Annotated in this window: 9 protein-coding genes; 2 read left to right on the forward strand and 7 right to left on the reverse strand. The window is 53.8% G+C overall.

Translation table 11 applies throughout. From position 1 onward, the window contains the following. Positions 1-20 precede the first annotated feature (20 nt). The gene (locus G536_RS0109990; protein WP_022823452.1) at positions 21-3,368 is read right to left on the reverse strand and encodes a class I SAM-dependent DNA methyltransferase; all 3,348 of its coding nucleotides are present in this window, start codon (positions 3,366-3,368) and stop codon (positions 21-23) included. Positions 3,369-3,487: 119 nt separating this feature from the next. On the opposite strand from G536_RS0109990, the gene G536_RS32965 reads away from it, so the two are divergent. Continuing rightward, positions 3,488-3,706: a YHYH domain-containing protein gene (locus tag G536_RS32965; RefSeq protein ID WP_157530532.1), complete on the forward strand. Its 219-nt coding sequence runs from the start codon at positions 3,488-3,490 to the stop codon at positions 3,704-3,706. A gap of 436 nt (positions 3,707-4,142) precedes the next feature. Here G536_RS32965 and G536_RS0109995 read toward each other — a convergent pair whose 3' ends face one another. The 6 genes from G536_RS0109995 to G536_RS27285 form a co-directional block, all read right to left on the reverse strand. Then, positions 4,143-5,687, reverse strand: a complete 1,545-nt coding sequence (locus G536_RS0109995; RefSeq protein ID WP_022823453.1) for a DUF3987 domain-containing protein — start codon at positions 5,685-5,687, stop codon at positions 4,143-4,145. Between the two features lie 594 nt (positions 5,688-6,281). Further along, complete coding sequence (locus G536_RS30535; RefSeq protein ID WP_169515080.1) at positions 6,282-7,277, reverse strand: BT4734/BF3469 family protein; 996 nt, start codon at positions 7,275-7,277, stop codon at positions 6,282-6,284. Further along, the gene (locus G536_RS0110005; protein WP_022823455.1) at positions 7,216-7,587 is read right to left on the reverse strand and encodes a hypothetical protein; all 372 of its coding nucleotides are present in this window, start codon (positions 7,585-7,587) and stop codon (positions 7,216-7,218) included. The genes G536_RS30535 and G536_RS0110005 overlap by 62 nt, the downstream gene beginning before the upstream one ends. Beyond that, a complete protein-coding gene (locus G536_RS33055) occupies positions 7,580-7,903 on the reverse strand; it encodes a helix-turn-helix domain-containing protein (protein ID WP_022823456.1) in 324 nt (107 codons plus the stop codon). The genes G536_RS0110005 and G536_RS33055 overlap by 8 nt, the downstream gene beginning before the upstream one ends. Positions 7,904-8,000: 97 nt before the next feature. After that, positions 8,001-9,029, reverse strand: coding sequence for a hypothetical protein (locus G536_RS32135; protein WP_157530536.1), 1,029 nt, complete (start codon positions 9,027-9,029; stop codon positions 8,001-8,003). Continuing rightward, positions 9,016-10,263 (reverse strand): site-specific integrase, encoded by a 1,248-nt coding sequence (locus G536_RS27285; protein ID WP_084708560.1) that lies wholly within the window; start codon positions 10,261-10,263, stop codon positions 9,016-9,018. The genes G536_RS32135 and G536_RS27285 overlap by 14 nt, the downstream gene beginning before the upstream one ends. A gap of 370 nt (positions 10,264-10,633) precedes the next feature. Here G536_RS27285 and G536_RS0110025 point away from each other — a divergent pair, with 370 nt between their 5' ends. Further along, a complete protein-coding gene (locus G536_RS0110025) occupies positions 10,634-11,341 on the forward strand; it encodes a RibD family protein (protein ID WP_022823459.1) in 708 nt (235 codons plus the stop codon). Positions 11,342-12,138 lie beyond the last annotated feature (797 nt).

A 12,138-nucleotide genomic window follows, 5' to 3' on the forward strand; every position in this document is an offset into this window, starting at 1 on the left:
GCAGGGGTAAGGATGAAGGATTATAGTACATAGGCGCCCTCGGGCGTTTGGCGGAGCAAAGACAGTGCCGTAAGTGTCTGAAGAAGAGGCTCTACCTTTTCGGGTTTCAAGCGCCGAAAGCAAGTGGCTACCTGGGCGGCGGTGAGCGGCTGGGCGGCTTGCTGTAGGGCGTCGCGCAAGGCTTGCATCTGCTGGGCCAACTCGGCGGGCCAGACTTGGGAGGCGATTCCCCCCGTTGGAGAGGATGACCGGCCGGTAGCGGGAACGGTTGCGTCGGCAGGCAAAGAAAGTTTGGCCTGCTCGGTTTCGGGGGCCTGGTAAGCGGGGCGAAGGTACCGAACGTGGCCGGCCTGTTCTTCTTGGGCCCGTTCGTGGTTGAGGCGTACCAGGCGGGTAAGGATTTCCGCGTCGGGTAGGTCGGTGGGCCAGCCGTAGGCATCAGCTACGGCGGCGTCTAGCTGTTGATGCAGGCTCAATACCACAGAGGCTAGGCCCTGCTGATTAATGGTTTGCTCTTTGGCCGTGGTGAGGGGCTGGCCGGCGCGTAGCTTTTCCACCACGTTGTAGAGGTCGGTGAGAGTGAGGGCCGCGTGTTGGGCCTGCTGGCGTTTGCGGTGGGCGTCCAGCTGTTCGGCTAGCTCCCGGATGCGCGCCTGCTGCTCCACCGTGGCTATTGGGAAGGGGAAAGGGTCTAACGTTCGGGTTTTATTATAGATTAAGTCATTGCCTACACCTAACCTACCTCCTGCAGCAGCAGCCCAAGTTGTATGAATTTGGCTTGATAGCACACCTAAATAAAAGGCGTCATCTAGTGCAATATTAACTAACCTATGATCAGGTAGTATTTCATTGCTCAAAAACTGAAATATTCTGTGCTTCATTGTTTCAGGTGTAGCAATGAAACGTGAGAGGCCTTGCAAAGCCGCTCTTAAAGTTTTTCTAGGCTCAGCAAATTGCCACCAGACCTCCTTCAGTTTTTTTCTATTATTCTGATCCCGTTCGGGCTTTACTCTCGAATAAATATGCTGGTATACCTCAGGAAACCGATTGATTACTTCGCTCTCAGTTAGTCCAAATAGATCAATCAAATACACACCCCTAGGTGAAGCTGTCAAATCCTTGCCATTTCTATATTGTCTAATATGCTTTTCTAGCCCCGGAATACGTCCCAAACCAAGGGCCTGAGCTTCAGCAGGAGTAACTATAAAACCTGAACCTGCTAGCATCATTCCGAAACTCGAAATTATTCCGTTCGCCTCTAATGCTTTGGCACTTGCTACATCGGCGCCAACAGTAAAATCAGCATTAATTATGCCTTCAAATTCTGTGAGTTCCACGGAGTGGGCGTCGTCGTCATCCGTAGCCGCTTCATTTGTTAGCTTCAATAATTTGCCAGCCAGCATATCTGTACGCCCTACACTCATGCCAATTCGTACAGCAGCTCCTTGAGCACTATCTACCCATGGATGGTCAGCTATAGCATAAGTAAGATAAAGCGGAGGGGAGGCATCAAGATGACGTTGAACTACCCGGCGGTTGAAAGTTTGAGTAATAGAGTTTGTGGTAATGAATCCGAAAGCCTCCGCCTTATTTTGACGTACAATTTCAGCAGCCTTTTCCCACCAGTACATTACTAAATCAGCAGACTCAGGTACAATACCCTTATAAGTCTTGCGTAGCGTATCCACATAGGCTCCACCTAACGCGCCGCGCATAGCTTTGTCACCTAAGAAGGGAGGATTACCAATGATGAAATCAGCTTTAGGCCACTCAGTAGGTCTGGCGTTTTGAAAACCGTCATCATAGGTCAGCACGGCATCCTGTTGGCGGATATTCTGGTACTCATCCAACAGCGGCTCCCGGAGTTCGGAGGGGCCGTAGGTGCGCAGGTGCCATTGCAGGTAGCCAATGCGCAACACCACGTCGGCAATGGCGGCCGCGCGCGGGTTGAGTTCCAGCCCTAGCAACTGGTGCGGGCTAACGGTGGTACCGCCACCCAATTCCAGCAAACCGGTTTGGCCGTAGCTGTTGATGGCGGCCAGCACTTCCCCTTCCAGCCGTTTGAGGTGTTCCAGCGTCACGTATAGGAAGTTGCCGGAGCCGCAGGCGGGGTCTAATATTTTGATGCTAGTGAGGCGAGTGAGGAAGCGCACCAGCTCGGCGCGGGCGTCTTTGGGCTGGCCTTCTTCCAAGCGGCGGGCGGCTGCGGCTTGCGCGGCGGCCCACTCCCGGCGTAGGGGTTCCAGCACGGTAGGCAGCACCAGGCGTTCCACGTAGCGACGCGGGGTGTAGTGCGCCCCCAGGCTGTGCCGTTCTTTGGGGTCGAGGGCGCGTTCCAGCAGCGTACCGAAAATGGCCGGTTCTACCTCTGTCCAATCCGCTTTAGCCGACTGCAACAGCAGCTCCGCCTGTCCCGCGTTCAGGGGTAGGGCCGTGGCATCGTGAAACAGCTTGCCATTAAAGCGGCGTAACCGGGCCTTCAAATCCGACGAAAAGCCGCCGGTGTCCATGGTGCGCCACAGGTTGGTAAGTGCGTCGGGCAGAAATTCCAGTAGCTCCGGGGTGTTGTATTGAGCCAGCATGCCGGTAAAGCTCTGCTTCGGAATCAGGTTTACATCTTCCGAAAACATGGTAAACAGGCAGCGCATCAGGAATTGCGCTACCACGTCGGGCGCGTGCCCGGCCCGTTCCAGCTGCTCCGATAGTTTAGCCAGACGGGCAGCCAGTTCCCGCGTCACGCGGGCGGCGCGGCGGCTGGGGTCTAGCTCTTTCGGGTCAAGGAAGATTTGGCGGAGCATAGCCCGTGTGGCTTCATCGGCCAGCGCGGCCAACGGCAGCCGGAATCTGGTTTGGTCAGAGAAGGGTACGAAGGAATCCCCAACGCCAGCAAAGTTGCTGTACACGTCTATACAGTAGCCCACATCGGCCACTAGCACAAACAGCGGGCGGGGTTCCTCCGCAGGCAGGGCGCGCACGTACCCAAGGGCCTGTTGGCGGGCGGCCTGCATCATTTCAGCCCACTTGGCGGAGCCGCGTACGGCGTGGCCCTTGCGGCGTTTGCTGGGCTCCAATCCTAGGTCGGCGCGTTCCTGTTTCTTCTGCTGGTCGGCGGTGTCGGTGCCCTGTTTGGTTTCCAGCACAAAGCAGCCGCGCTTATACAGGTCAATCCGGCCGGTGCTTTTCTTAGCCCCGTCGTTGAATTGCACGGCCCGTTCCAGCACGTAGCTATCTTGGGTAGGGTCGTCGGTAGTAGGGTCGGGGCGGGGTACTTCCAGCAGGTCGCATAGGTCTTGTAGAAACAGGCCGTAATTGGCCCGTTCCGCGCCGCCGGAGTTCTTCCAGCGGGCTTCAAAGTCGGGGTAAGTCAAAGCGGATAAGAATAAGGTAGGAATCAGGCGGGGAAGATAATTCCTCACTCCAATTATCTACTGTTTTAGAATCAGTCTTTTTTTAGTTGCTTAGAGGCTGTATTTATCCGAATCTGTCTATGAAGCTGTTTTTCAAACTCTCAATCTTTGTATTCCTTATATGTTCAGCGCTAAACTTGTCGGCCCACAGCGGAGGATTAGATAGCAATGGGGGACATCACAATCATAAATCAGGAGGCTATCATTACCATAGAGGGGTAAGAGGGAACATGGGTTGGATAGCCCTAGGTGGTGCTGCTATTGTCTTTTTTATCTTAAAATCCAGAAGCAATAAATAATAGTGAAGAAAATTATACTAGTTCTTTGTGCGCTCTCATTGTCATTTAGTGTAGCTGCTCAGAGGTATTATGATAGAGGGCGTTACTACGGTAACGACGAAGTTGACCTACTATCAGCCTCTGACGTTGGGTATGGTATTCTAGCTGCAACTTGTTGCTTTCTTTTGGGGTACGGACTCTCAAAACTAGGTAAGGATGGATCTAGCAATTGGGGCTGCGTAACAGGCCTATTATACCTAGGTGGCCTCATATGCCTCATTCCATTATTTAACTGGCTCCATATTATTCTGCAATCTGTTATGGCTTTGGGAATTATTGCCGCTGTGGTAGTAGGTGGAGTATACTTCTTGTATAGCCTTGTCAAGAAATGAAGTAATGTCCCGTCCCAATACTGGGACACGGGACAAGTAACTTTGGGCAAGGTTCTCTATTGTAGCTAGCTTAATCCCAGCCAACGTGCTACCGTTGATTTGCCTAATTCTAATTGTTCAGCAATAGCCCGCACGCTCAAGCCTTGGGCGTGTAGCTCTCGTACGCGGGCCTCTTTCTCTGCCTTGCTGGCGTATCGGGTAGCACCTTGGAAAGCAGAGCCACCGGGGCGGGGTAGCCGTTCGTACAAAGCTAGCGCGTGCTGCCTGTACACGTCGGCAATAGCTAGAGCGGCCGTTAGGTCGGCATCTTCGCAAGTAAGGGTACGGCCGGCCGGGGCTTCCCCGTTCTCAAAACAGCGTAACAGCGTCAGCAGCATACAGAGGCGGAAACAGGCGCGGCCGTGGCGTTTAGAGGCACTGCCAGACCCTTCCCCAAAGTCGGCTATTCCTTCGCGTAGCCACTGCTGCCAGGCCGCGTTGAAACGTTGTTCCTGAGTTGGGGCAAGGCGTACCACTACCCGGCCCGCGCCAGCGGCGGCTATCATTCCTGATACCCGCACCGACAGGGCATCAAACCAGGTATCGAGAGAGCCGCCGGCGGGTACGGCAAACGGGTCGTCCCAAACGTGCGGAGCTTCAAAGGCATAAAACCAGAAGCGCGAAAACAACCCATCCTCAGCAGTTGGAATAAGCCGCGCCACTTGCTCCGGCGTGCCTCCCAGCGCCACCGACAGGGCCGGCCGGCTTAACTCGTAGGTGCCAGCGGTTTTGCGGTCGTACTGGTGCGGTTCGTGTTCGGAACATTTGCGCAACAGTGCGGAGTAGTCGCCAAAGTCTTGCTTTAGCGCGCCGCTTAGGGTGTCGGCTTCCGTGTCAAACAGTATACCACGTTCGTCGTTTTCGGCCAGCGTCTTTACCACATTGGCCGCGCCGTTGTCGGCTGGGATAAAGAGTCGGCGGCGCGGGGGCTCTGTTGGCTTTGGGGGTAGCGGCCCGCCGGCTTTGGCGGCGCGCTTCTGTTGCTCGTATTCCTGTAGCTGCAGTTCGTATCCGTCCCGTTCCCGCTGGCTGGCTTCGCGCACGGCCAAATGCTGAGGCCATGCCAGCCGGCGGGCCCAATCCAACGCACCCTTGCCGGAGGCCGCGGGGGCTACCACAAAGGCATACACGTTGGCCCCGATAACCTTGCCCCGGTACATTCCTTCCAGCGTCGGGAAGCAGCCCGATAGCACAGCCAGCGCACCGGTTAATAGTACGTCCCGTTCGCGGGTCGTGGGCAAGGGCTGGCAGCACTGTTGCAGGAAGTCAGGTAGCAGCTGGTACACTTCCTCCGAAATGGTCGGCGTATGGAGGGGCGCGGCTGGCAAGGGGCCGGAGCCCGTGCCGCCGAGGCTACGTCCGGCGCTACCGTACTCAGCTCCGGCGGCTGTGTCGGGTCGGGCCGTGGGCGGCTCCCATGGCCTGCTGTTATGCTGGCCGGCCCCCCGCTGGTAAATGCCGCGTATGGTACGGGCTATTTCATCGGCAGAGAAATCGGCGCCGGCATACCCGGCGGCGTGGTTCTCCAAATCGGGTAGGGGTACCCCTTTCTCATTGCAGAAAAAGGCCAAAGCAGTTAGCCAAGCATTACGCCCACCCTTAGCCGGAAAAGCGCCATGCCGTGCTTCATGTTGGGTTATACACCAGGTAAGGGCATCAAGGGTAGGCATTTCGCGACCAGTACGCGCGTACGGGTGCGCGCGCGTAGGGGTGTCCAGTTCTGTCCTGTTGGCAGTTTCGGGAGAAGTACGCGCGTACGCGTGCGTGCGCGTGGAACTGTCAACATTTGTCAACACCGGCGGGGGAGTTTCGGGCCCAGTACGCGCGTACGCGCGTGCGCGCGTATTGGGCCCGAAACTCCCGTCGACGGGTTGCGCGGGCGTTGATGTGTCGGGTTTTGTCGGGTCGGGCTCCGGTGCCGGGGTAGCAGCCCGGAGGGCGTTTAAGTCTAATTTCATTGCCAGCTCTATTCAAAATGTAGGGTTTTGTAGGGTTCTGTGGGGTTGTTATCCAAGTGGACGAAAACCCAGCCCGTGCTTTTTTCTCGGAAGTAGGATACCGGTCAGGCGTTTCACTGCTAGCCAGTATAACTCTCCTTTTTAGGGGTATTTAAGCCGCAAAACCCAGTTTATTCTTCTGCTCAATATTGAGCGAAAGCCCGCGGTTTAACCTGCAAAGCGTGGGCTTAACCAGGCGTCGTCGTCATGGCAGACAAAGCAGGCGCGGGCAACATCTTTGCCGCTGGGGTCGGGTTGTAGCTCCGGCCCGTAGGAGCCTAGCAAGTAGCCCGATAGTACCCGAAAGTTGTCGAGGTGAGAGGCGGTTGGGTCCGCTTCCAGGATAGCCTTTAACCCTTCCCCGCCGGGGCTGGTAAATAGGACTACCAGAGCCGGACTCAGCAGCGGATCAGCTAGTAAGGCGGTGCGGGCCGTGCCCACGTCGGACAAATGGTCAAAGTCCAGCACCAGCAAACCCGAAGGGGCAACCAGGTTGCCATTGGCACGGGTAGGAGCGAAGGTGCCGGCGGGCGTTACGTAGTCGAGTAGCTTTTTCCGTTCGGCGCGGGCGTCACTGCCAGCCGGTACTTGCCGGAGTTGGGCCGTAGCCGACGCGAACATAGGGCCCTGTATCATTTCCCAGAGTTGGCGCGGGGTAATGGCCGCGTAAGGAGTGGCGCTCCGGATACCGCCCCGGAAGTAGCTGAACTGAGGCGGCTCCAGTACCACTGAAACCGGGTCTGTTATTGCTGTTTCGTTGCTGTTATTGGCCAGTAGCTCCGGTGGCGCGGCCTCACTTGCTGGGGCCGGTTCTATTCCGATTGTATTCCGTTTATTGTCCGATTCTTCGGAATAATTCCCTGTAGTTTCACTGTATTCTGTTGGCTTCCAAGGTGCGCCAAATACACCCCGCCGCGGCTCCCGGAGGCCACCGGCCCGGAGCATGCTTAGCCAGTCGGAGAGGGGCCCCGTGTAGCCGTGTCGGTGCAAAGCTGCTTCCAGTTCGGCGGCGGTACGGGTAAGGGTTGGGCTGTAGTCAGAGAATAGAGCGCGTACGGCGGCCGTATCCATGGCACGGGTTTCAGCGGCCGGAGGCCCACCACTAGCCACGGGGTCGGCGGGCCGGGCCCGTTCTGGTAACCGTAACGGGTGAAGCCGCAGCAACTGGGTTCAGCAAATAGAGCCGTTTTATGTCCGACGCCTCAAAACGAAACACCGGATCGTCGTTGGGGTGCGGGTCAGCCGGAACAAAAGCCAGTGCGCCACTATAAGAGGTAAGCAGATTCGTTACTGCTTTGCCTACCCAGAGGATACGCGGGCCAAAGTCCATCCCTTCCCCGGTTGTGAGTAGTGCCACGGCAGAACCGGCTGGCACGGCGGGCCAATCCCGGCGGCGTACGGGGTAAGCTAGGCAGGGCCGGCCGCTGGCTAACAGTAGCACTGGTGGCGCATCGAGAAGCAGTACGTTAGCCACGGCGCGTTCCTCCTTTCCCGGCTGGCTTAGCCGTACGCTGGTGGCCCTGTAGTGCGTTCAGCACATCGACTCTTTTCAGGTACGTACGGCCCCCTATTTTGTGATATAAGAGCATACCCCGCCGTTTCCAGTCATGGATGGTTTGGGGGCATACATTCAGAAAATCGGCGGCCTCTCGCACGGTTAGAAGTTCCGGCCCACTGGCTGTATCAGTGGGCGCGGCCGGGCTTGAGCTACTTACCTCATGCCTGATAATTGCTCTTAGGTCATCTAGGAGTTGGGAGTATGTCACTCCGCTGGTTAGGATGGTTTGCATTTCGCTGGTGGCCTACTTTTGTGCAGAACCGAGGCGAAATACAGAACTGAGTCTTGACACTCTTTGACGCATCAAGCAAAGTCAAAGAATGTCAAGTTTAAGCTGGTTTATACTCTGGAATGACTTCGCAAAACTGCCGATATAAGCGCGTGGCCTGACAGTTTCTTTTTTCTGTTTCTACTCTTCTATTAAACGAGTTGCGGGCAATCTTAACTCCGAAATGACTCAACATAAAGTTAGAGGCCTCTTGGTCGGTAAGTGGGAGCAGTAGATTGAGGGATTCAAGTGCAGACCTTAAAGCGACCCATTTTAGAGGCTTACTGATTGCATCAGGACCAATCATCTTGAATTTTCTTAGTATGTCTCTTAACGTGTCAATATCAATGTATCCTATTAGAACCTTATCTACTGGTTGTTGAGCTTTAATAGTCATTGTTTCTATAACAGAAACAGGAGATATAGCAGCCAAGGGAGGTACTTTATGTCTCTTGCTTTCTGCCCATTGTTTAACAGCATCATTCACTTCCTCTGTGAAATTAGCTTCTCTTGTATTCGCTGCTAGTTGAGCTACAAAGTCACTAGCCATTTTTCGGCTAGTAGCCTTGTAGTTATTGTAATAAAAATTCAGGGTGATATAGATATGTTCTCTCGTACTTCTTCTGAGAACATGAAATAATTTATCAAAAAATATAATCGTTTCTCTTATAACATTTGGTAATTCTAAATGACTTATAGGCTTTCCCTCTTCATGAATAGTAATGTATCCGTCAATATCAGATTCTCCAAATGACACTTGTTTAAGAGCATTTTGTACAAAGCCAATCCATTTAGTTTTGATATACTGTTGGGGTAAAAAGGAAGGCTTAGTACAGTATAGACCTAATAAAGCAGCGCCATGTGTGGTGCCCTCTAATTGAGTTATTAGATCGATAAAGCTACTTCGAGCATTAGAATTTGGGATTGAAGGCGCTAGATGTGTAATAGTTTTTGCAGATGGAATAACTGGTAGCATGACGGATGCTTTTTCGCCAATATTTTTTGGAGTTGCAAACGGTATTATAGAATTGCCTATTAATTTATTCATCATTAATTGAATTTGTTTTGCGAGTAAATTATTGAGCAACACGTAATAACTGAGGCATTTCGTAGACGCGGGCAAACTCGCGTTCTACCGCTTGCTCTGTGATATTCACATAGCGTTTGAAAGACTTCCAATCCCGGTGCCCGGTTATCTTCATTACCAACTCCGGCCGTAGGCCCCGTTCTAGGCTTAGCGTTACGAACGTACGGCGGCCAGTATGACAGCCTAAACGGTGCCACTTGGGTACAGTGTGGCTTTCGCGGGTTCCGCCCCGGTAGCGGATAACCTCTACCGGCTCTGTAATACCGGCCCGCTCTCCCAATTCCTTTAGGTAGTCGTTGAGCTTCTGATTAGTTATCGGCCGCACTTCTCCGGCAATCATCCGGCGCACAATAGGTAGGGCGCGGGCCTGCAGTGGGATGGTTACTGCTTCCCGTGTTTTCTGAGTAGTGAGGCGTAACGTCTGGCCGCGTAAGTGTTCGGCCCGGATGCTTACTAGGTCGGAGTAGCGGAGGCCGGTGTAGCAGCTCAGTAGAAACAGGGTGCGGGCGTTGTCTAGGTAACCGGCTTCTGGCAGGGGCAAGGTTTCCAACGCTTCCACTTCCTCAGCAGTGAGCGTCATTATATCGGGCTCCTGTCGTTTCCAGGTTAGCCGCTCGTATCCTATGCTTTGGTGGTAGCCGCGTTCGGCTGCCCACTTCATAAAACGTTTGAGCGTCATTACCTGCTTAGCTACTGTGTTATCTGTGAGGCCAGCAGTACCTAGCAGGTAGGTTGTAAAACGGTCGTTAAAGGCGGTGGTAATTGTATCGAATCCTACGGCGTACTTCGCTTTCTTCTCAAAGCCGCGTAGGTGCCGGCCGGTTGTCTCGTATACGGCGGCGCTCCGGGCTTTGCCACGTACGCGGGCTAACTCTATCCATTCAGCATAGTAGTCCCAGAAGGCGAGGGTAGGGCCTGCTTCGGGCGTTTCCTCCTGTGACTTGGGAGCGGCGGCCTCTTTGAGTTGAGCTGCTGTTGGAAGTAGTCCCTCTGCCAAATAAGAGGCGTAACAATCTTCTATCTGCTTTGCCTTGACCTCTAGCGCGTCATTAACTGCTGGGTTATCTGGGTAGCCGCGTTCCAGTGCCTTCTGTGCTTTAGCTAGCCATTGGGTAGGATGGATAGAAAGGCCAGTATAGACCTTTATCCGGGTGCGCCTGTCAACAGTGAGCAGCGCGAAGATAGCCGTAGGGCGGTCAGCCTTGGGCTCCTTCAAATGGAAGGATACAGTTGCCATAAAACGGGGTAAGTAGTTGCCGTTCTAAAGCTACTGAAAAATGTTTTTCGGGGTACGCGTAGGGGTACACACTTGCCGATTTACCCCGACTTTACCCGATTTGTTCTTTCAGGGTACACGCTCAATATGCCTGTATACGCTGCAAAGAGGCATTATTTGAGTCTTATGCTGTCGGGCCCGCATGTAGGGAGTAAGTCCCATCCTCTCTACAATAAACCCCGTTTCTGAGTCAGGAACGGGGTTTTGCTTTTTTCTGGGGATTGATATACGGGTGCCGTGCCGCCGGCTGCCGTGTGGGTAGATCCGGCAGTGAAGGCAAAGGGGAAAAATGGACGGGCCACGGCCGCGCATCTTCCGTTTAAGGCCTACTATGAAACGACCTCACGTAATCTGCCACATGATGTCCTCGGTGGACGGAAAGATTCTGTCTGCGAACTGGAAGGACAAAGAACTCACTGATACCTTTTCCGGCTACTTCGAGAAGTACCACGATACCTTCACCAGCCAGGCCTGGATGTGCGGGCGCGTGACCATGGAGCGTGACTTTTCCGGCGGCGTGCAGCCCAACCTGCAACCGGCCCCGCACCCCATTACCCGGCAGCCCTTCATCGGCGATGTGCAGGCCACTTCCTTTGCTGTGGCCGTAGATGCGCACGGCCGGCTCGGCTGGGACGCCAACACCACCGGCGGCGACCATATTGTGGAAGTGCTGACCGAGCAGGTGAGCGACGACTACCTGTATTACCTGCAACGCCAGCGCATTTCGTACCTGTTTGCTGGCCGCACCGAAGTGGACTTTGCCTCAGCGCTCGAGCAATTAGCCGCACTGTTTCCTATTCAAACGCTGATGCTAGAAGGCGGCGGCCACCTCAACGGGTCCTTGCTGAATGCCGGGCTGGTTGATGAGCTGAGTTTGCTGCTGCTGCCCATTGCTGACGGTACACCCCAGTCGCCAACCACCTTCGAGGTGAGCGACTACCTGCGCAAAGGTCCCGCCACGCGGCTACATCTAGCTGAAGTAAAACAGCTAGACAACGATGTAGTCTGGCTTAAATACCGCTTCAAATCCACTAAGTAAAGTATCAGCCGGTGCAGCAAGAGCTATTCGCTAGCGTTTTTCCTCCCCAGGAAAGGCGCTAGCGAGTAGCTCTTGCTGCGTTTTTCTCGGTGTATGCTCGTAAGCTCAGCCTACAAGTTAGCTTGCTGTCAACGTGCTGCTAATGTTATTCCAACGGGCTTCAAGGTATATAGGATTGATATATAGGCACGGCTAGAATTAAAATCATTAGGAAAGAGTGAGAGCTAATGAGTGGCTTACATACGAGCTATATGACAAAGCCTGCTTCTGGCCGAAACAACTCCAAGAATATGTATGCAACACAGTAAATATTATACCTCAATAGCTTGGTATCTTGGCGAATACGGTATACTTAAGCTCAAAATATGTGATTTGTGCTTATACTTTTTAGTATGCTTATGGTGGCAAAATACTTTTAATAAATCATTTATTGCAATATTTTGCTAATGTTGTAAAATATATTGATAATGTCGAGCTTATATTTAAGTTTGTATATCATTACTTTCGCATCTAGCATATGAATTCGCCGGTTACTTGGCTCCGCAATCTCTTTTCGTGGGTGTTAGCTGTTGACACTCCGCCTTATCCGTATGACTCGTGGCGTGAACTGCCGAGGGAGCAGTGGCCTGAAGGGTATGACCCTGTCACCGATATTATTTTGCAGGCTAAGGCAACTGGGTGGGCCACCAAAGAGCCGTTGGCGGTAGTGGTTCCAGCGCCAGTTGTCAAATTGAAAGCAGGCTTAGCATCTGCACGTGCGGCAGTGGCTAGCTGACCTGCCAAGCAGCCGCGCAAAC

This window comes from Hymenobacter norwichensis DSM 15439 (assembly GCF_000420705.1).
Lineage (GTDB): Bacteria > Bacteroidota > Bacteroidia > Cytophagales > Hymenobacteraceae > Hymenobacter > Hymenobacter norwichensis.